Genomic DNA, 20,866 nt, shown 5'->3' with positions numbered 1-20,866 from the left:
CCAAGCATGAACCTCGAACAGCTCGTCACCGAACTCCGCGATCTGGATAGCTCGCTAAAGCGCCACGTCGCGCAGTCCGCGAATGTCGGCCTCACCTTACGCAATTGGCTGGTGGGAGCCTACATCGTCGAATTCGAGCAGAACGGAGAAGATCGCGCGGAATATGGCGAAAAGCTGATGCCACAAATCGCCAAAGAACTTTCCATCAAGGGTCTAGCCACACGCAATTTAGAAGCCTGTCGCCTCTTTTATCATGCGTATCCTTCAATTCCGCAGACACTGTCTGCGAAATTCCCCAGCCTCATCTCTGACATTCCGCAGACAGTGCCTGCGGAATTCATAAAATCATTCCAAAGCAGCAACTTACGAATCCCCAAGACAGCGTCTGGGGAATCTCGCCCAGAGTTCGCCATCCCCGTCGAAACTCTTTTTCAGAGCCTCAGCTTCTCGCACTTTGTCGAACTGCTCCGCATTGATGATCCGCTGCAACGCGCCTTCTACGAAATCGAATGCATAAAAGGCGGATGGTCGGTGCGCGAACTCAAACGCCAGATCGGCTCGCTACTCTTCGAGCGACTGGGGCTCTCCACCGACAAGGAAAAACTGCTGCGGCTCACCGCTGCCGAAACCACCCTGAGTCAACCCGCCGACATCATCAAAAATCCCTACATCTTTGAATTTCTGGGGCTCACACCTAAGGAAGCGTTCCGCGAAGACGATCTGGAGACCGCCCTGCTCGATCACCTGCAAGACTTCCTACTCGAACTTGGTGGCGGCTTCTGCTTCGAGGATCGTCAGAAGAAGATCCGTATTGGTGCCCGCGATTACTTTATCGATCTAGTCTTCTACCACCGGAAGCTGCACTGCCATGTGCTAATCGAGCTCAAGGTGGAGCCATTCACCCATTCCAACGCAGGCCAGCTCAACACTTATCTGAACTACTACCGCAAACATGAAATGAGCGAAGGCGATAACCCACCTGTCGGCCTGCTCCTCTGCACCGATAAAGATCATACGCTCGTCGAATACGCCCTAGGCGGCATGGACGAAAATCTCTTCGTCTCCAGCTACAAAGTCGCCCTGCCCGAACGCGCGAAATTGGAGGCTTTTCTACGAAAAGAAATCAACGCGACACCTCTAACCGACGCAACTTAATGCTAATTCTCTACACAACCGAAGACGGCAAAAGCCAGATCCAGCTGCGAGCGGATCAGGATACCGTCTGGCTATCTCAGCGGCAGATGGCGGAGCTTTTCGATGTCAGCACGGACAATATCGGCCTGCATCTCAAGAACATCTATGCCGATGAAGAACTTACTTTGGAAGCAACTACCGAGGAATCCTCGGTAGTTCAAAAAGAAGGAAATCGCGAAGTTAAGCGTCCACTAACCCTCTACAACCTAGACGCTATTCTCGCCGTCGGCTACCGAGTGCGCTCGCCGCGTGGCGTGCAGTTCCGCCGCTGGGCGTCCACCGTGCTCAAGGAGTATTTACTCAAGGGCTTCGCCATGGACGACGAACGCCTCAAGAATCCCGATGGCCGCCCGGATCATTTCGACGAGATGCTGGAGCGCATCCGCGATATCCGCGCTTCGGAAAAACGCTTTTATCAGAAAGTGCGCGACCTCTTCGCCCTCAGCTCGGACTACGACAAGAGCGACCGCACCACCCAGCAGTTTTTTGCAACCGTGCAAAACCTGCTACTGTTCGCAGTCACTCAGAAGACCGCCGCCGAACTCGTCACCGCCCGTGCGAATCCCGAAGACTCGCATTTCGGACTACTGACCTGGAAAGACTCGAAGGTGCGCAAGGCCGACATCGTCGTCGCCAAGAACTACCTGAGCGAAGACGAGATTGATACCCTCAATCGCCTAGTCGTGATCTTCCTCGAAACGGCCGAACTGCGCGCCAAGATGCGCAAAGAAACCCAGATGCACTTCTGGAAAGAAAACGTCGACCAGATCATCAGCTCCAACGGCTTCCCCCTGCTCACCGATGCCGGCTCCATCAGCCACAAGCAAATGGAGCAAAGCACCTCCGAACTCTATTTACGATACGACCAACAGCGCAGAGCCGAAGAAGCGCGCCAAGCCGACCTCGAAGACGAGGCCGAACTCAAAGCACTCGAGAACAAGTTGAAAAATAGAGAATTTAGAAGTGAGAACTGAGAAAGATATAGTAGCTCGGAAGCCCCAAGAGATTTCGGAACGGGCATTTCAATTTGCGGTGCGCATTGTAAAGTTGTGCCAACAGCTTGATACAAGCCCAGGTGTCCCTCGAACTTTAGCGAATCAACTCCTCCGCTCCGGAACATCGATAGGTGCCAATCTCGAAGAATCTAAAGGAGGACAAAGCAGAGCCGACTTTCTCTCAAAAGTCTCAATATCTCTAAAAGAGGCCCGCGAAACTCAATATTGGCTTCGCCTTCTCGTCGCGGCCGACATCATTCCCGAAAACCAGCTCGAACAACTTCTCGACGAGTCTAGTCAAATCACCGCGATCCTCACGACGATCGTCAAAAATACGAAAACTCAAAAATAGTTTTTCACTTCTCAATTTTAAATTCTCAATTTCATGACAGATCAAAAAGAACTCGGTAAAACACTCTGGAATATCGCCGACCAGCTACGCGGCGCCATGAGCGCGGATGACTTCCGCGACTACATGCTCTCCTTCCTCTTCCTGCGCTACCTCTCCGACAATTATGTCCATGCGGTGAAACGCGAGCTGGGCAGCGACTACCCGACGCCACAGGAGGACGACGCACGCATCCCGCTACAAATCTGGTATGATGCAAACGCGGACGACGTCGTCGATTTCGAGAACCAGATGCGCCTCAAGGTGCACTACGTCATCGAGCCCCCTTACCTCTGGAGTCACATCGCCGAGATGGCGCGCACGCAGGACGATGATCTGCTCAACACGCTGCAATCGGGCTTCAAATACATCGAAAATAAATCCTTCGAGAGCACCTTTAACGGCCTCTTCTCCGAGATCAACCTCGGCTCCGAAAAGCTCGGCAAGGACTACACGTCACGCAACAAGAAGCTGACCACGATCATTGCTGAAATCGCCAAAGGCTTGGACGAATTTTCCACCGACAAAGACACCCTCGGCGATGCCTACGAATATTTGATCGGCCAATTCGCGGCCGGTTCGGGCAAGAAGGCAGGCGAGTTCTATACGCCGCAACAGATCTCCAACATCCTATCGTCGATCGTCACCCTCGACAGTCAGGAGCCCAAGACAGGCAAGCGCGAGAAACTCGACCGCGTGCTCGATTTCGCCTGCGGTTCTGGATCGCTGCTGCTCAACATCCGCCGACAAGTTCAAGATGCCGGTGGCACCATCGGTAAAATCTTCGGGCAGGAAAAGAACATCACCACCTACAATCTGGCCCGCATGAACATGCTCCTACATGGCGTGAAAGATGCCGAGTTCGAGATCTACCACGGCGACACACTCGACAACGAGTGGGACGCCTTCCGCGAAGAGAACCCCGCCAAAAAACCAGTCTTCGACGCCGTCGTCGCCAATCCCCCCTTCAGCCTCCGCTGGAGCCCAGGCGAAGAAACCGCCAAAGATCTTCGCTTCAAAAATCACGGCGTCGCCCCCAAGTCAGCCGCCGACTTCGCCTTCCTCCTGCACGGGTTCAACTATCTCAAAGAAGACGGCGTCATGGCGATCATCCTACCACACGGCGTGCTCTTTCGCGGAGGCGTCGAAGCCAAGATCCGCAAGAAGCTACTCGACGACGGCCACATCGACACCGTCATCGGCCTGCCCGCCAACCTCTTCTACTCCACCGGCATCCCCGTCTGCATCCTAGTGCTCAAGAAGTGCAAGAAGTCCGACGACGTGCTCTTCATCAACGCCAGCGAGCACTACGCCAAAGACAAGCGCCAGAATCGCCTTCGCATCGGAGAGAACGACGAGCCCGACGACATTGAGAAAATCATCAACACCTACATCGAGCGCCCCGAAAAGCCGATCGAACGCTACGCCCGCCGCGTCAGCATGGATGAGATCAAAGAGAACGACTACAACCTCAACATCACCCGCTACGTCAGCACCGCCGAACCCGAGCCGATCATCGACTTGGCTAAGACCCACAAATCGATTGTCGATGCCGATAAGGATATCCACGAATTGACCAAGAAGCACAACGCCTTCTTGAAGGAGCTGGGGCTGCCGCTGTTGCCCGAAGGAGACCTCAAATGAGTAATCCAGCAAAGACAATCGGGCTCTTTGATCTTAGAGCTGGCGATGTTTTGCTTTGCCAGGGAGAAGGTCAAGGCGCAGATAAAGTGGAATCCGAAACTGGTTCTCCGTATACACATGCAGCGATCTGTATTAGTGAAGCGGAAGCGGCTGAAGTCGGGCGACGCGTTAAGAAGGCACGCATCGAAGAGATACTCTCCGGTTACTCATATATTGCGGTGTTCAGACAACCAGATGCTTGGAGTGAACAGCACGTTGAAGATCTAAATCTGTTCGTAAATCGCGTCCTTTCGGCCAAATACAACGTCAGGGGAATACGTAACTTCTCGGACAATGAAGAAGAACACCGCCTCTCAATTCATGAAAAGTTGAATAAATACTTTGAAGAGGAGTATTCGCCTGATCCTAGCATTAAAGAGGAATATTTTTGTTCTGAATTTGTTGCGGATTGTTTTGTAGCCACTGGTTTCATCAACCCCAGCGCTGCTGTATTCTACAAGAGTGATACGATTACACCTGTTGCTTTAGGAAAAGATCCAACCTATGGAACCTTTCTGGGCTATCTATGCAGAGATGATGATGTTAAAATTCCAGAGGATGACGAATTCTTCAACAATCCGACTTTCGCTGAAACATTCGGAGCGTCGAAATGCTAAAGATGGAGGGGGAATCTCACAACGCACAGGCATTTGAAGAGTTCGATACCTACATCAACTTTTATCAAAGTTTGGCACAGTCGACTTGTGGATTTGCAACGACGGGAACACGAGCTCCGGGCAATATCGACTCCTATATTTTTTCCTCGATGCAAAATACAATTGGGTCGATACAAACGATCCTCAAAGAGGGAAAAATTAACGACGCTTATGCACTGCTAAGAAAATATTCGGACTCTTCCGTAATTAATATCTACACAAATTTGTATCTCGATGCAGAGTCTACCATGGAAAAGATCCTCGAAAGAGAGTCGATTCTGGTCGAAAAAATTCACAATTGGCTATCGGGTAAGGCCCAACTACCCAGATTGGGACCAATGTTAAAGTATATCTACGCGTCTCCCAAAGCTGCTCCTGTCAAATCGGAAGCCTTCTCAGAAGCCGAGTATAAGCAATTACGAGACAAGTGTAACGATCACACGCATTACAACTTATTCCGCTATGTGTTGCTAAATGACCCAGAAGTCCATGTGCCAAAAAGAGCCGAAGCCGCCGAGCAGCTTGGTGCGGATCTGAGAGATATGTTCATTTGGCACCTTGGTTACCTATTCTACACTCAGGGACATTATATGATGTCCGGTGACTACATCGAATATTTGGATGCAGGTCTCACGCCAGAGGCAGACTCTCAATATTGGGTAGCAAACTTCGTCCAAGAAATATTCGATAATGTCATCAAGCGACACAGACCTGATCTGGCGAATCTCATTAAGCGAGATACAACAATGCATTTAAAATAAACAAAATCGCAATGAAGCCCACCCCAAAAACACTCCAAGTCTTCCTCCCCGAAGGCACGCCCGCCGGCATTCAGATTGCCGAATTAACGACACGAATAGTGCAAGCGATCTCGGTGCCGCGCACGCATTTGAAACAGTTTTTCGAGCGTCCAGAAGCGCAGTATGTGGGCACCTACTTCCTCTTCGGCGGCGAGGACGATAGCAGTAAGCCATTGGCCTACATCGGGCAGACGGAAGACCTCAAGCAGCGACTCAGAAGCCACGATGCGAACAAAGAATTTTGGACGCGGGCCGTGATCCTAGTGTCGAGAACACAGTCGTTCACCCAGGCACACATCAAATGGATGGAGTGGCAAGCAATCGCCCAGGCCAGCAAAGCAAACCGTTACAAGTTAGAAAATGGCAATGCCGGCAGTGAGCCCTTTGTGACCGAGGCGATCCATGCCGAGGTCGAAGAAATCTTCGAGACCGGCGCCCTACTCCTGCAGAGCCTCGGCTATCCGATTTTTGAGCCTTTGATTTCTGGGGGCGGGGGAAAAAAGGGAAAAGGAGAGGATGAAACCGAATGGTTTTTGAAAGGACCTACTGCGAATGCGAAAGCTGTTTTAACCACAGATGGAATGGTTGTGCGGGCTGGTAGCCTTTGCCGCAAAGACTTTGTCGATAGTGCCAAAGATAACCCCGTCGCAAGAAAGCGCGACAAGCTAGTAGAAAACGGAATACTCGTTGATAAAGGAGAGAGCTACGAATTGACGGAAGACTATCCTTTTAAATCGCCAAGCGGTGCCGCCGCCATCGTGCTCGCACGCACGGCAAATGGCTGGGTCTCTTGGAAGAACAAAGCGGGAAAGACCTTGAGGAAGGTCAAACAAGCCGACTGATGCTTAAACAGATCGATCAAAAAAGAATCTCACAGCTGTAAGGTCAGCACTACAAAGTGCCGGACCAACAACAGTCGCTTGACAAAAACACAAAAATACGTCCATTTTGTCAAATGGGCAATATGGAGGCAGAATTTTGGAATCATTTTCCGCAGCGATTGAAAGGGGCACGTAAGATGTCGGGCTTGTCGCTGCGTGCGCTCTCTGAGCGCCTAGAGAAAGCGGTGAGCTACCAAACCTTAAGCAACTGGGAGAAAGGCAAAGGCAATGGACTGCCTGAGATGCCCGTGTTACAAGCATTGGCCTCGGTGCTCAATGTGCGGCTGGATTTCTTATTCGAGCCGATCCGGGCTGAAATCGCTCAGCCTGAGTTTCGTAAGCGAAAGTCGAAACTCAAAGTGCGAGAAGAAACCTCAGTTTTACAGCAAGCGCAAGTGGGCTTGGATCGCTACTTGGAATTGGAGTCCATAGCTGGAGCTTCGATAGAGGTTGAAAATCCGTTGAAATCGATACGCATCGAAACCCTCGCAGATGTGGAAGCAGCTGCAGAGCGTTTGCGCGATGCTTGGAATCTCGGGGGCAACCCCATCCCACAAGTGGTCGAAATGCTGGAAGAACGGGGAATTAGAGTCCTTGAAGCGGATGCGCCAGAGAGCTTTGACGGCTTAGCAGCCTGGGCCGACGATATCCCCTTTATGCTGGTGAACCGCAATATTCAGGACACCTGCCGGTTGCGCTTTACCCTCCTGCACGAGTTGGGACATTTGCTTCTGCAGATACCAGAAAAATTTGATACCAAAGAAGTCGAAAGACTGTGCAATCGTTTCGCTTCGGCCATGCTATTTCCGACGGACGCCTTCAAGGCTCACTTCGGTGAACGTCGCCACCATTTCACCATTCAAGAGCTAATTAGCCTAAAGGAAGAATGGGGCATGTCGATCGCTGCGATCGCCTATCGAGCCAAAGATTTAAAGATTCTATCCGAAGAGCGGCACCGTAATTTTAGCATTAATCTGAGGGAACGCGGCTTTAAAAAGAAGGAGCCAGGAACTTACGCCATGGCCGAGCGCCCGCAGCGGTTTCGTCAGCTCGCTTTAAGAAGCTACGCAGAGGAAGTCATCACTGGCAGCAAGGCCGCCTCACTGCTGAATGTGCCTTATGACGCATTTCTAAAAGACACACTGATTGTTGCATGAGGCTCGTCGTCCAAGATGCTAACATCATGATCGATCTGATTGATTGTGGCCTCTTTGAGCTCTTCTTTCGCCTAGAGCTTGAGGTCATCACGACTTCACTCGTGTTAAACGAAATCAACGAAACCGAGCAAAAGAGAGTCTGTAAAGCGATGATCGCACAGGACGCACTTCATGTCGTTGAAATCGGCACCTTAGACTACCTTCGATTGCAATCATTAGAGCTTCCAGGCTTAAGCGTGCCAGATCGCTCGGTATTAAAGCTAGCTGAAGAACGTGAAGCATCTTTGCTAACAGGAGACGGCAAACTACGAAGAACTGCTGAAAGCGCTAGCGTGGAAGTTTGCGGCATACTTTGGGTCTTTGACCAGTTAGTAAGTGTCGCCCTACTCTCTCACTCAGATGCCCATGACAAATTGAGCCAGCTAAGTGAGAAAAATCCCCGTTTACCTAAAAGAGAGATTGAGAGACGACTACTGAATTGGGCTGGGTGATTTCGGAAAACCACAAATCAAATCTATGCCACGTAATTATTTGCCAATTATTTGTCAAAACCGCTTCAATTCACCTCATTTCACTGCACCCCTATGCCTTACCAAAAATCCATAAAGTTATCATTAGTAACTATTAGTGAAAAACAGTGAAAAATAAGAATCGTTACTACTAGGTTCGAATCCCTCCCTCTCCGCCAGGCTTTATCCGAAACTGGTTTCGGCGAACGAAGCCTGGCACGGCGTAATGTAATGGCATGTGCGGGCGTCGAGCAGCAAAGCCCCAAGCCGAACTCCACACGCCCTCGAAAACTACGCCCAGGCAGGCCAAGAAACGGGCTTCGCAGAGGCTTTGACTCGATAAAAATGCGATCAGATGCTTGAAATATTGACGCGTCAATAACTCAAATTAGCATGCACCTACATTTAGTCTATAAATCCTATTACTATGAAAACTGCCGCAGTTTCTCTTTTAAAGATCTCTAGCGCCTCACTTGCTCTGGCCCTCAGCCCTCTCGCAGCAAACGAAACGAATTGCTTCTTTTCTAATGCTGGACTTCGAATCGGCGTCGATACTGAATCTCAAATCGACCTGGTCAGTTACGAAGCCTTTGCAACGATCAACACAGGCTGGAGCTGGGATCTAAGTGATCGTATCCGCCTGGATCTAGATATTGAAAGCGCCATCGGTGGCCTGAGTGGTGAAGACAAGAACGCGGTCTATTTCCGCATCGCTCCGGTCGCGGAAATACACTACGGCGATTCTCCTATCAGCGTGGTGCTCAGTTCGGGCCCTTCACTCTACTCAGAGGATCGTTATGACCTACATGATATCGGTGGACATTTCCAATTTACCAGTAGCATCGGCTTAAACTGGCAGTTTGACGAGACTTGGACCGTGGGCTACCGCTTCCAGCATACCTCGAATGCAGACACCGACTCCCCCAATCCGGGACTCGACATGCACACGGTTAGTATCGCCTACAAATTTTAATCCAGCACAGGCACTGCTTTGCCCTGAATCATCAACCACAGTCGTTCAAAAGCGCGCTGTGATGGATCTCGAAAATGCTCGAAGCGAACATGTTGCTCACCTTGCGCAGGGTCGAGTCGGATGCCCCAAAGTGGCTCGATGGAGTCTGGATACATGGCATAACGTAAATCACCAACGACATCAGGTTGGTGTGGATACTGATAGAGGTATCCCTGAGAAAAGAAACGAAACCGTGCCACATCTCCGGCATGCACACTATCCATCGGTAAAATACGCTCCGCCGACGCAGGGCTGAATACATCTACCGAACTACCGGGATAATGCCGCGGCGCTGTAAATGGAAGAGTGCGCACGGCATCGACATAGTAACGCTCGCCGGAACGATAAACAATGCGCCATAGCACAATATTCCCAAACGATGGCCGCACGGTGAGCTCCTGCGGTGAATGCCCACGCGCTTGCGCGAGTTGATCGGCAAACCGACTAGCCTGACTGCGTTGATAAATTCCCAAGCTGAAATAGAGCAAACAGAGGAGCAGCCCGATCTGTGCCAATCGAGGTCGACGAAAAGCGAAGGAGAGCACCAGCAACAGGCACAATGGCAGAGTAAAAATGGGATCGATGATCGAAATAATATCCCAAGACTCACGATGCGAACTGATCGGCCAATACAGCAAAGTGCCATAGCTGGTGCAGGCATCAATCAGCCCGTGCGTCAGCGTCCCCAAGACTGTAAACAATGCCAAACGCCGGAAAGGCCAGTCTTTCCAAAAGAAAAGACCTTTAAAAAGAGCTGCCACAATCAGCCCGATCAATGGAGCCACCACCAGGGCGTGCGTAAAATGTCGATGAAATTGCAAGGCCAGCAAGGGATCGGAGTCCGAGCGAATCAACACATCGATATCAGGTGCAGCGCCTGCCAATGCCCCCAGCAATAGAGCCTGTCTGGTTTCGGCTCTACGACAGACCAAGGCTGCAGCCGCTGCACCGACACTCGCTTGTGTTAAAGGATCCATGGCCCCAAGCTGGCACGAGCCATTACATCTGCAAGTCGAAGCGGCAGTTCTTTTATCCTTTCAATGATATAGGAAGAAGCGTCATATCGTAGCTGACATGATTTGGTTCTATCGGCTACTTTATTTACCTGCGCTCATTCTGGCTCTCCCCTACTACGCCCTACGGATGTGGCGACGTGGCGGCTACCGTAAGAGTTTCCAACACCGATTCGGACGCTTTCATCGCCTGCCCCCCGTCCCCAAAGGGAAGCAACGTATTTGGTTACAAGCAGTTAGCGTTGGTGAAGTTTTGGCAATCGGCCCCCTAATCGACGCACTACAACAAAGTTCACACATCGAGATCGTGCTCACCACCACCACCAGCACTGGCTACGCAGAAGCACGCAAACGCTATAGTGACAATGTATTGAGCATCGGAATCTTCCCACTCGACTTTTGGCTGTTTCAGCGCGCGGCGTGGAGCCGCGTAAAGCCCAGTGCCATTGTCTTGACCGAAAGCGAACTCTGGCCGGAGCATCTGCATCAAGCCCGTAAACGTAAAATCCCCGCCTACTTAGTCAACGCACGTATCTCCGACACCAGCTTTCGCCGTTACCAAAAGCTGCCGACTCTCGCCCGCCGGATGCTCAAAAAATTTAGCGCCATCTACGCCGCAAGCGAACTCGATCACTCACGACTCACGCAGCTGGGCTGCCCAGCAGAGCGTATCCGTTCTACCGGCAGTATCAAATTCGACGTTTCGATCGGCCAGCCTCACTCACCAGAAGAGCGCAAGGCCTTGCGTCAAAGCCTAGGTTTCCTAAGCCAAGAGCTCCCGCTCTTTGTCCTATTAGGCTCCTCCACATGGCCCGGCGAAGAAGCGATCCTCTTGCAAGCACAACGCGCATTGATCGCGAGCGGTATCGATTGCCGCTTGCTTCTCGTGCCTCGCCACGCGGAACGTGCAGAAGAAATCGTGAGCTTGTTAAAAGCCCAAGAACTGACTTGGCATCAGCGCTCCTCAGGCCAAGCGACACCAACGGATCTACGCATTCACCTAGCGGATACTACCGGCGAACTGACACGACTCACCCAGGCGGCCGACCTGGCCTTCATCGGCAAAAGCCTAGCCCCCAATCAAGGAGGACAGACGCCAATCGAAGCGGCAGGCCTCGGCGTGCCGATATTAATGGGCCCCAACATGAATAACTTTAAGGACGTCGCCCGCTCTCTTGTAAACGCGGGCGCCGCACTGCAAATAGAAAACTCAGAAGAACTGATACACGAAATACTTCAACTAGCACAGGATGCGCACGCACTCGCAGCGATGCAGCAGGCAGGCCTCAAATGGCACTCGGGCAATCGTGGTAGTAGCCAGCGTATCGCCAAGCACCTGCTCGCGACGCTCCCAGAACCGCTGGCGAAAAATCAAGTTTAGCGGCCGAAAAGCTTCCCGAGGAAGCCTGTTTTCTTACCATCAACGATGCCCAGTTGCATCTTGGCTAATTCGATGGCCATGCGCTCCACTCGCGGATTGTTAATCATTATAAAATATCGCTCAGGAGAGCCTCCGGTACTAAAAACCTGCTTCAAATCACTGGCCTCAGCGGTGAACCACTCCCCCACTTTACCCACGCGATCGACAGCTGCCTTAATCGTAGCCTCTACATTTAGCTGGCTCGCCTTTGCCAATAATGCGCGCTCCGCATCCGTCAGGCTGGTATCTGACTGCGAAAGCAACTGTAATTGAGCCGCCTCCGGCAAATCCGCAGCGATCAATCCGATCGCTTCAGCCAGGTGCAAACCACGTATGCCACGACGATATGGCAGGTGCTTGGCAATACCGAGCTCGTCCTTATGTGCCAGCCCATTAAGAAAGGTCTTTAAATCGCCACCGACCACTACATTACGAGCAATCTTTTGCCCAAAGTGAATCACCTCGATCAAGGTATTCACTCCTTCGTCCCGGAGCAGCTCTCGTGTGCCCTCTTCAAAATGTACAAACTCGCAGGGATAACTGGGAGGAATTTCTAGTTTCGCTAAGATACGCTCAAAAGTATCATCCACTTCACTTTCCGTTTCAACCGTATCCACCATATCTGAAAAGGGATCGTCGAAGGCAAGCGTCTCACGCAAAATATCCATCAACATACGTATGCGACGCTGCTTCCCCACCAAGCCAGGAACCGACTGAAGCTCTTCAAAATCATACTCGATGTATTTTTCAGCAGTCTCGCCCTTCCCCTTAAACGGCCATGAAATACCGACATTCTGCCCTAATTTGGCAATTTCGGTATCATTCAAGATAGAATTAAAGAACCGCTTACGGATGTGATTCCACTCTTCAGCGGAGTATTTTTCTATGGGTGCTTCGCTCATTTTTTATGAATACAGTTATATCGATGTCTCTGCGGTGTCGAGTAACTCTTGCGTGACGACCGTATAATCATCACGCACGGATTCCTCCTTTTTAACGTTACCGACCAAGCCTACCGGCAAGCCCAGAGTAACGGCTCTGCGCACAACAATCGCATCGCGCACATTTGCATCAAAAATACGACAATCCTTAGCCACTCTCCCCTGATTTTTAAATTGATTGATACGAAACTGCATACGCATCTTGGGCACGTCGATATCCACGTTGTTTTTAATAGAATTAAAAATAACTCCACGCACCTGTGCCTGTGGTTGCATACCCGCCACTCGAAAGCTCGCACACAGATGATGAAACTGCTGCAACTTCCCCACCAAAAGGGTAAATCCGATCAAGCTCAAAGCATCCGGATTGGCTGGCACATAGATCTCACTACTACAAAACACACCACACTGAGCAGAATACAGCACATTTGGAGGACAATCGAAGAGGATAAAATCATAATCATCCTCCACCTCGGCCAATTGTTCTTGAAAAATCGCAAAGGCAGGCCGCCCATCCGGAGCCTCATAGTCATGCTCCAAATCGACCAAGGTAAACGTTGTCGGTACAATATCCAATCCTGGTAATAAAGCCTCCCCTTCTTTACCACGAACCACATTTTTAACAATGCAATCACGCAAACGACAAACCGCAGGTTCAAAAATAGAATAAAGATGCCCCGCATCGGCCGTATTCAGCGGATTCCAACGATCCAAGCGCATCAACCAAATACTGGAATTTGACTGCGCATCGAGATCGACTAAGAGCACTCGCTTGCCTGCCTGCGCAAGCGAGGCGGCGATATTCACGACCAAAGAAGTCTTACCGACTCCTCCCTTATAATTGATAAAGCTAATTTTTCGAGGCATTGCAGTTCCGATCCAATGCGCAACTTGGCTCGGAGACAACCTACATCTGATTAAAAATGAGTTAAAAGCCCAGCAATCGAAAGCAGTTCCTGCTTCGCGACAGAAATACAAACCACCCCACGTTGCGGAACGAGGAACTCGTTTCGATGCCCGGACTACAATTCAAGGCTTCGGGGGCGTCTTTAACTTACGGGCCTCTAATAACCAATGCGAAGATAGGGCTGCCTCTCCTGAAGCTTGAGCCACGGGAGCACCACCTTCGTAGAGCGAAATCTTTAGACGCTTGTCGAGATCGCGCTCCTCTAAAATATTCTTATAAAGCCTGAGTGCCAATTCGCTTTCATCGTGCTTGTGTAGAAAATTTGCAATTTTTTGCACCAATACGAATTCATCGACCGAGAATTTTGTAATATAACGAATAATTTTGAGCGCCTCCACGCCCTCTCGTTCCTTGCCAGCAGCTGCATAGAGCTGCGCCAAGCGATAGGCTAATGCCAGCGACGGCTGCGATACAAACCTGGAACGCGCAAAGGCGATGGCGGCTTCGCTGCCCTCCGTCGCGAGTAGTCGATTGCTTTCCCGGATACTGGCGTAGGCAGCGAATGTGGTATCTTTGGACTCTTTTAGTTGCTCCTCGAGGCTGACCTTAAATGGACGATAGAGCGGGTCACCAATCGCAACACTTTGCCAGCTCAAGGCTGGCAAACTTAATGCCACGGCTTCGCCGAAATTTCCACCAGCCATGAGATGCGCCAATAGCACTTGTGGACGATGCGTATATTCCAGGTAAGGTTCATAGACGTTTCCCACCGTCGCACAATAGCCCTGCGCAATAAACGCACCCAACCATGTTTTGCTATCACGCACCGATGTGCCGGAAAAACTATGTAGATGAAAACCAATCGCCCCCGCAGGCACGGGCCACTTAGGCGCACGCCATTGAGCTTGAGCATGCGTACGGTACCAGCCCATATAGATCGCGGGCGCATCAAGACGATCGCTGTAGTCCATCGCGCGTTTACTAGTCTCAAAATCCGTATCAAAGTAGGCCGACTCCACCATTTCACCTGCAGCGCGGATCCAAGCATCTCCCTTCTCATGAGGGCCCCCCGTATCAATATAAGCACGCCCCATCAAACCAATCTGCTCGGCTTCAAGTGTGCGATCAATGAGATTGATCACCTTTGCCTGGCTCGGCCCATCCAGACGGCTCACGCGCAAGACTCGATTGGCATCAGTCTTGGCCACGGAGCTTTTCCCAAAATAGGGATTGGGCATTAACGCAGTCATCGAAGTGCGAGGAGGCGCGAGCAATAACGCGACTTCCCCATCAACTGAACCGTTATTGACTCGAAACTGCTTGGGCAAATTGGCCGTGTCCTCTTCGAGTAGCGCAGGATCGTTCGCGATACGTAAGGGCACGCCCTTAATCAGCACCACAAAAGATATATCATGGATCGAAACCGACAAACGCTCGCGGCCATAATGATCCTTGCTCCCGTCTTTGACTCCCTTGACCCATTCATGATCAAGCAAGGCATTGAGCAAGGGGTTGGCGACGGTCTCGACATATTCAGTCAAACTAATCGTCTCTTCTGTTGGTGCACTCAGCTCAACGATGCGTGACTCGGGGATCCCACGTTGACTCGCATAATATTGCCCAATCGCGAGGGAGTCAGGATCATTACGATTGACCACGATGACCATCGAATCTGCCAAAGCTTGATTCGTTTGGGCGGGCAGACTGGGCAGGCAAAGCACCATAAAAATGGCAGTCGTCGGCAAGTGGCGGCGGCGCTCAGGATAAACAGAATCTCCGTTACCCACACAAAGAGAGCGACCGACACACACATACCAAGAATGAAGTTTTTTTAATAAAGACATAGGCTAAGGGATACGTTGGAGGCGCTTGCCATAGCGGACAATGCCATCATAGAGACTTTGTGCAAGCGTTTGACGAAAAGCCGTGGTTCGCAGCTTATGCGCAGTGCCCGGATTGGAAACAAAGCCGAGCTCGACTAAGACTCCTGGGCACTCGAGATGTTTGATGACTAAAAACCGCGCACGTTTCAAGCCTCGGTCGGGCCCTCCGACGCCTTGCACCAACGAGCGCTGGATGTGATAGCCAAGTAATGCATTCCAAGGGTCCTGCTCATTTCCATCATAGCGCGTGCTATCGCCACGCCCGGGTTTGGAATATTTCGACGACGCCTGATACTGCGGAGTCAACGCAAAGGTCTCAAATCCCTCGGCAGTGGATGATGCGGCCGCATTGAAATGAATACTAATAAAAAGATCACCGTTTTCCCGGTTAGCGATCTGCGGGCGACGCTCCAACGGAATATAGACATCGCTATCCCGCGTCATGACGACCTCGTAACCAGCTCGCAGTAACAAGGATTGCAATCGGCGCGCCACGTCCAGCGTTAGTGTTTTCTCGTAGAGTCGATAAGCGTCATTCTTAGCGCCGACATCCTTTCCCCCGTGCCCCGCATCGATAACAATGCGTCGTAAGCCAGGCTTCCCGGCAAAGGTCTGTGGCGTAAGAATCGACTGTAGGACATGCTGGTAGTCGGCCTTGGCCATGTAAAGGCGACCACTCGACTCAAGCGTGGGAAATCCGATATAAATCGGAAGATCATTTAAATAAAGAATTCGCTTTGCCTTCCCGACATCAATGTTCGTCCACTGACTTCGAAGGCGGAAGGTTTTATACCCTTTAAGCCAGTAGGCTTTCATCCCGAGCTGCCCTCCTGCCGTAGCGAGATCTATGTAGCTGCGACCTTCGTGCTGAATTTCGAACCGCTGAGCGACCGTCTCCGAAGTGACTGTCATCAGCAATGCGATTACAATGAACGGAGCAAATGAGGCGAATCGGATATAACTAGCTTGAAGAGCACCGACCCGCATAGCTCAAGCCCTCGCGATGCTCTAAGATTGTGCTTCTTCGACCTCTGCCTCGTCTTCTGGCTCAAAGTCGTCTTCGTCGTGATCTTCACTTTCATCGAGTTCGTGATCAGGCGCATTGAACTTCAATACACGTTTCGACTCCGGCAACGGCGACAAAATCTGTGTAACTTGACGCCCCACAAGCTTTGGCTCCGAGTCGGCAGTCGCCACTCCCACCAGCTCCTGCGCGGCCAACTTCACACGTTCGAAACCTAATTCACGGTGCTCGTTCTCACGTCCACGGAATTGAAGCGTCAACTTAACCTTATTACCATGGTCGAGGAAACTTTCAGCACGACGCAACTTCGTCACAAAGTCATGCTCACCAATACCGACGCGGAACTTAACCTCTTTCAACTTGGTGCTGGCTTGCTTAGTATCTTTGGCCTTCTTGCTTTCCTCATAGAGAAATTTACCAAAGTCTAGTATACGACACACTGGAGGACGCGCTGACGGGGAGACTTCAATCAAGTCAAGCCCCACCTTTTTTGCCAGTTCCAGCGCTTTACGAGGAGGCATCACACCGAGGTTGGTGCCTTCGGGACCAATCACTCGCACTTCAGCCGCGCGAATGCGATCGTTTCTTCTGAGCCCTTTAGGGCCACGGTTACGGTTTTGATATTTGCCGCGTGAGTTCGGGTATTTTGGCATGAATTGATTCTGAGTATTAACTTCTTGAAAGTGAGTGCTGCGAAGGAGAGCCCAAAGCATCAGCGAAGCGTAGCGGTGGCTACTTCGTTTTACATCGCGTTATGCCGTCATAGTTTTGGTTGATTGACCATTCAAGAAACACTAGCTTTATGCCCTCTTCTCTACGTTTCAACCCTAAATACTAAAGCTTTCACCACAACTGCAGCTAGATTTAGCGTTGGGATTGCTAAACTTAAAGCCACCGCCGACCATTTTATCAGAATAATCGAGATGTGTGCCGCGCAGATAGAGCGCACTTTTAGTGTCCACCAGAATCTGTGCCCCCGACGAACGAACCAGAATATCTCCTCGCTTAGGCTCAGCCACAAACTTCATCTTATAGCTAAGGCCATTGCAACCACCACCCGTGATTTTGACACGTAGATAATCGCCCTTTTGCTCGCGCTCAATCAACGAACACAATTTCGCGCCCGCCGCTTCCGTCACCAGAACCAGTTTCTCATTACCCAGGCGCACGCCTTCAGGAACTTCAATAGTATCTACCATGCAAGATAGAGCGGTATGCAAAACAACCCGCGCGTCAAGCAGAGGTTCCAGTCAACTCGCGCGCCACAGCCAGCGCCGCCGCAAAACTCGCGGGATTCGCGCGTCCCTGCCCCGCCAAGTCAAAAGCAGTGCCATGATCGGGGCTGGTGCGCACATAGGGTAAGCCCAGAGTCAAATTTACAGCTGCGTCAAATTCCAGCGTCTTCACCGCGGCCAAGGCTTGATCATGATAGGCCGCCACCACCACGTCGAAATCGCCTTTCCGCTGCCGATAAAAAACAGTATCCCCCGGCAAACACCTGGAAAGCCCCGGCATCGCCAGACGCATACGATCCAAGGCCGGATCAAGCACCTCCAGTTCCTCTTTGCCCAAGATGCCTCCCTCACCTGCATGTGGATTAATCCCACACACACCGATACGAGGCTCTTCGCATCCAAGCTGTTGCGCCAGCGCGTAGGCACGGCGCACCGCCTTTTCAAGACAAGCGGCATCCAAAGCCTCCGAAACCTCTCGCAGCGGGATATGCCAGGTCGCCAGCACCACCCGCAACTCTTGCCCCACAAAGGCCATGGTCGGATCACCGCCCCAAGCATTTGCAAAAAATTCAGTCTGCCCTGGAAATTGAAAGCCTGCTTGCTGCAACCAATGCTTGCTCACCGGCCCCGTCACCACCCCACGAAAACGCCCCTCACGGCAACCCGCCGCCGCTTGTTCCATTGCAGCCAGTGTCAGGCGCGCCCCTTCAATCGTTGGCACACCTGGCTGAGCCACATACGTGCACGCCCCCTCACGGCCCACCGCCTCAAAACGAAGCCCCAGACCTTCTGCCAAATGGGTGCCCCAATTGGCGGGTCCAATCACCACGCAGTCCTCGCCACGTAAAGCGTCACTTTGTAGAGCCGCCTCAATGACTTCAGGACCGATCCCGGCAGGATCTCCGCATGTAATTGCCAGCGGTAAAGATCTATCTGGTTTAATCACGGGTCGAAACAATAAAACCACGCTTACCCGAGTCGAAGAAACTTAAGAAACGAGCCCCGGCTGGCGTCGTGCCAAACTCGGTTTCGCGTGCAGCTTCAGCAGCCTTCTTCTTCAGATTACCTCCACCAAAAAAGACTGCTCGGTAGCAACGCTTCAAATCTTTGATCTCGCGCTGCTCAAATCCTGCACGCCGCAAGCCCACCAGATTCAAGCCATGCGCCTCGCTGCGCTCCGCCGCCATCACATAAGGTGGCACGTCTGCGGTGATTGAAGCATTTCCGGCAATCATACAATATGCCCCAATTCGACAAAACTGATGAATGCCTGCACCTCCACCGATCACAGTCTTTTCACCAACCTGAACGTGCCCCGCTAGCATAACATTATTGACCATGATCACACCTGGCGCCAGCTCACAGTCATGCGCGACATGTGCATTCGCCATAATAAAACAATCATCACCGATCACTGTTTGCGCACCTGCGGTCTGCGGACGACTGACCGTCACCCCCTCACGAAGCACCACCCGATTGCCAATTACCACGGTGCTTTCCAATGAAGGATCAAAACCAACAGATTGGGGCTCGCCGCCGACGACACAAAATGAATCCAGCTGCACCTCATCGCCCAGGATCGTATTTTTCCGAATGATCGCATACGCCGCGATCTTACAATCACGCCCGATGCGGACGCCCGATTCTATCAAAGCACCTGCACCAATAGAGGTGCCTTCGCCCACTTCAGCCGATGGATCGACGATTGCAGTTTCATGGATATTCATAATTCAAACAAACTCACGACACGTTCAAATTGTCAATCCGTCACAATCCACTACTCATTAAACAAATTCAGCTGCGGCTCCTTAACCATATCATATATTTTTAAGATCCGCATTAACTGCAAAAGATCGGACTTTTGATAACTGTGGTTCACCTCAACATTTCGCAGCAAATTCTCCAAAATCGTACTAAAGGTAATAATGCCGTCCACGCCACCAGCCTTCAGCAGTTCAATGCTCTCAGAACGCAAAGGATCACTCGTCGGCAAGCTCGGCAATACCAGAATCTTGGTAAACTGCCCCGCACTCACGACCTCGGGGTCCACCTCCGAATCATCAAATCGAAAATAACTCTCCGCATTGCGCAGCACATCTTTCTTTAAAAAGTCAAATACCCGTGAGCTACTCTTAAGCATCGCAGGCGTAAAACGCGAGCTGTGCCAGGCTTTCACCACCACAATCGCCCGCCGAACCTTTACCATATCTGCCGAAAAAAGCTGAAAATCGCCCGGCGCACCATCCAATGGTGCATTGGGGTTATACACAACAAGATCAATCTCCTCATCTGCCCGCTTCTTGCGCGATTGCACCAAATACTTGCGCAACTGCCGCACAAAAAAGCCATTCAGCTCAAAATACTCCCGCACGATATTTTCGTCAAAGCCTGCCATGCCTCCTAAATAAATGCCTAAATTGCTTAAACGTCAATGACATGCGACCACCAGTCACTCGTTAAGCTGGCAGCCTCCTAGCACGACTCACAGGCAAATAAGTCTGGCAATTCAACCCACTGCGCCTCCGCATCCGCCGAAATACGTGCGATCTTGGCATCAAAGTCGGCCCACTCCCCCTCCGTGCAGAGTTCAAAGCTATGCCCCCAGAAATAAAAGACGCCCGCCTCGGAAGCCTTTGCCTGAGCATATAAATCCCAAAAACGCTCGTTATGAAAATGGCAATCTGCATGCAACATCATTGGATCTGCCACTGGCATACAAGGCGTCGCATTCTTCGTTGTGCGCGCATACAGGTGCCCCGCCTCCCGCACGACCTCCGCAGTCGCCGCATCGCAATCACCGTAAGGGTACACAAAACCTAGAATCTCCTGCTGAAACCAGTCCTGTAAAATCTTTCGCGCATCCACCACCTCAGTTCGCCAATCGGCTAAGGAGATCTGAGTCGGCCACGGATGCGTCATGGAATGATTGGCAATCGTGAAGCCCGCATACACATCATTCAGCTCATGACGCGCCAAACGCTCGATTCGTTTCTCCCAACGCTCACTGTAAGCGCCCTGCCGCAATTCACCATGTGTCGCGGGATTCAGATTAAAAGAGGCCTTGGCGCCATGTTTACGTAAAATTTCGATCAAGCGAATGTCGTCATTCACTCCATCATCCCAGCATTGAACGACTTTAAGCATATACAAGTGAGTGAATAAAAGAGG

At 51.3% G+C, this 20,866-nt stretch carries 22 protein-coding genes; 11 read left to right on the top strand and 11 right to left on the bottom strand.

The genetic code is table 11. From position 1 onward, the window contains the following. Positions 1-6: 6 nt before the first annotated feature. From SH580_RS17555 to SH580_RS17510, 10 genes are all read left to right on the top strand, one after another. The gene (locus SH580_RS17555; RefSeq protein WP_319832124.1) at positions 7-1,155 is read left to right on the top strand and encodes a PDDEXK nuclease domain-containing protein; all 1,149 of its coding nucleotides are present in this window, start codon (positions 7-9) and stop codon (positions 1,153-1,155) included. Next, positions 1,155-2,168: a virulence RhuM family protein gene (locus SH580_RS17550; RefSeq protein WP_319832123.1), complete on the top strand. Its 1,014-nt coding sequence runs from the start codon at positions 1,155-1,157 to the stop codon at positions 2,166-2,168. The genes SH580_RS17555 and SH580_RS17550 overlap by 1 nt, the downstream gene beginning before the upstream one ends. Continuing rightward, the gene (locus SH580_RS17545) at positions 2,158-2,541 is read left to right on the top strand and encodes a four helix bundle protein (protein WP_319832122.1); all 384 of its coding nucleotides are present in this window, start codon (positions 2,158-2,160) and stop codon (positions 2,539-2,541) included. Before SH580_RS17550 ends, SH580_RS17545 begins: the two co-directional genes overlap by 11 nt. 33 nt (positions 2,542-2,574) lie before the next feature. Next, positions 2,575-4,221 (top strand): type I restriction-modification system subunit M, encoded by a 1,647-nt coding sequence (locus tag SH580_RS17540; protein WP_319832121.1) that lies wholly within the window; start codon positions 2,575-2,577, stop codon positions 4,219-4,221. Continuing rightward, the gene (locus SH580_RS17535) at positions 4,218-4,877 is read left to right on the top strand and encodes a YiiX/YebB-like N1pC/P60 family cysteine hydrolase (protein ID WP_319832120.1); all 660 of its coding nucleotides are present in this window, start codon (positions 4,218-4,220) and stop codon (positions 4,875-4,877) included. The genes SH580_RS17540 and SH580_RS17535 overlap by 4 nt, the downstream gene beginning before the upstream one ends. Before the next feature lie 2 nt (positions 4,878-4,879). Continuing rightward, entirely contained in the window at positions 4,880-5,677 is a 798-nt protein-coding gene (locus SH580_RS17530) for a hypothetical protein (RefSeq protein ID WP_319832119.1), read from the top strand. An 11-nt stretch (positions 5,678-5,688) separates the two neighbouring features. Next, entirely contained in the window at positions 5,689-6,558 is an 870-nt protein-coding gene (locus SH580_RS17525) for a GIY-YIG nuclease family protein (RefSeq protein ID WP_319832118.1), read from the top strand. Positions 6,559-6,680: 122 nt separating this feature from the next. Next, positions 6,681-7,754: a helix-turn-helix domain-containing protein gene (locus tag SH580_RS17520; RefSeq protein ID WP_319832117.1), complete on the top strand. Its 1,074-nt coding sequence runs from the start codon at positions 6,681-6,683 to the stop codon at positions 7,752-7,754. After that, positions 7,751-8,245, top strand: coding sequence for a PIN domain-containing protein (locus tag SH580_RS17515; RefSeq protein WP_486599291.1), 495 nt, complete (start codon positions 7,751-7,753; stop codon positions 8,243-8,245). Before SH580_RS17520 ends, SH580_RS17515 begins: the two co-directional genes overlap by 4 nt. A gap of 445 nt (positions 8,246-8,690) precedes the next feature. After that, on the top strand, positions 8,691-9,236 hold the full coding sequence (locus SH580_RS17510) for an acyloxyacyl hydrolase (protein WP_319832115.1): 546 nt from the start codon (positions 8,691-8,693) through the stop codon (positions 9,234-9,236). Here SH580_RS17510 and SH580_RS17505 read toward each other — a convergent pair. After that, entirely contained in the window at positions 9,233-10,252 is a 1,020-nt protein-coding gene (locus SH580_RS17505) for a metal-dependent hydrolase (protein WP_319832114.1), read from the bottom strand. The two genes, SH580_RS17510 and SH580_RS17505, sit on opposite strands and share 4 nt — an antisense overlap. Before the next feature lie 97 nt (positions 10,253-10,349). On the opposite strand from SH580_RS17505, the gene SH580_RS17500 reads away from it, so the two are divergent. Further along, positions 10,350-11,669, top strand: coding sequence for a 3-deoxy-D-manno-octulosonic acid transferase (locus SH580_RS17500; protein ID WP_319832113.1), 1,320 nt, complete (start codon positions 10,350-10,352; stop codon positions 11,667-11,669). Here the strand turns inward: SH580_RS17500 and SH580_RS17495 are convergent. The 10 genes from SH580_RS17495 to SH580_RS17450 form a co-directional block, all read right to left on the bottom strand. Further along, a complete protein-coding gene (locus SH580_RS17495; RefSeq protein ID WP_319832112.1) occupies positions 11,666-12,610 on the bottom strand; it encodes a hypothetical protein in 945 nt (314 codons plus the stop codon). The genes SH580_RS17500 and SH580_RS17495 overlap by 4 nt on opposite strands. 15 nt (positions 12,611-12,625) lie before the next feature. Beyond that, positions 12,626-13,516, bottom strand: coding sequence for a ParA family protein (locus tag SH580_RS17490; RefSeq protein WP_319832111.1), 891 nt, complete (start codon positions 13,514-13,516; stop codon positions 12,626-12,628). 162 nt (positions 13,517-13,678) lie between these two features. After that, on the bottom strand, positions 13,679-15,400 hold the full coding sequence (locus SH580_RS17485) for a TIGR03790 family protein (RefSeq protein ID WP_319832110.1): 1,722 nt from the start codon (positions 15,398-15,400) through the stop codon (positions 13,679-13,681). Positions 15,401-15,403: 3 nt separating this feature from the next. After that, entirely contained in the window at positions 15,404-16,351 is a 948-nt protein-coding gene (locus SH580_RS17480; RefSeq protein ID WP_319832109.1) for an N-acetylmuramoyl-L-alanine amidase family protein, read from the bottom strand. A 96-nt stretch (positions 16,352-16,447) separates the two neighbouring features. Continuing rightward, a complete protein-coding gene (gene infC, locus SH580_RS17475) occupies positions 16,448-17,116 on the bottom strand; it encodes a translation initiation factor IF-3 (protein ID WP_319832108.1) in 669 nt (222 codons plus the stop codon). Positions 17,117-17,290: 174 nt separating this feature from the next. Then, the gene (locus tag SH580_RS17470; RefSeq protein WP_319832107.1) at positions 17,291-17,662 is read right to left on the bottom strand and encodes a HesB/IscA family protein; all 372 of its coding nucleotides are present in this window, start codon (positions 17,660-17,662) and stop codon (positions 17,291-17,293) included. Positions 17,663-17,696: 34 nt separating this feature from the next. After that, positions 17,697-18,644, bottom strand: coding sequence for a 4-hydroxythreonine-4-phosphate dehydrogenase PdxA (pdxA, locus tag SH580_RS17465; protein ID WP_319832106.1), 948 nt, complete (start codon positions 18,642-18,644; stop codon positions 17,697-17,699). Further along, complete coding sequence (gene lpxA / locus SH580_RS17460) at positions 18,637-19,425, bottom strand: acyl-ACP--UDP-N-acetylglucosamine O-acyltransferase (protein ID WP_319832105.1); 789 nt, start codon at positions 19,423-19,425, stop codon at positions 18,637-18,639. Before lpxA ends, pdxA begins: the two co-directional genes overlap by 8 nt. Before the next feature lie 50 nt (positions 19,426-19,475). Beyond that, the gene (locus tag SH580_RS17455) at positions 19,476-20,093 is read right to left on the bottom strand and encodes a hypothetical protein (RefSeq protein ID WP_319832104.1); all 618 of its coding nucleotides are present in this window, start codon (positions 20,091-20,093) and stop codon (positions 19,476-19,478) included. Between the two features lie 77 nt (positions 20,094-20,170). Next, complete coding sequence (locus SH580_RS17450) at positions 20,171-20,842, bottom strand: polysaccharide deacetylase family protein (protein ID WP_319832103.1); 672 nt, start codon at positions 20,840-20,842, stop codon at positions 20,171-20,173. Positions 20,843-20,866: the final 24 nt, after the last annotated feature.

The organism is Coraliomargarita algicola (assembly GCF_033878955.1).
In the GTDB taxonomy this organism is placed as follows: Bacteria; Verrucomicrobiota; Verrucomicrobiia; order Opitutales; family Coraliomargaritaceae; genus Thalassobacterium; species Thalassobacterium algicola.
The sequence above is the reverse complement of the archived record's forward strand: the minus strand, read 5'-3'. Positions and strand labels throughout refer to the sequence as shown.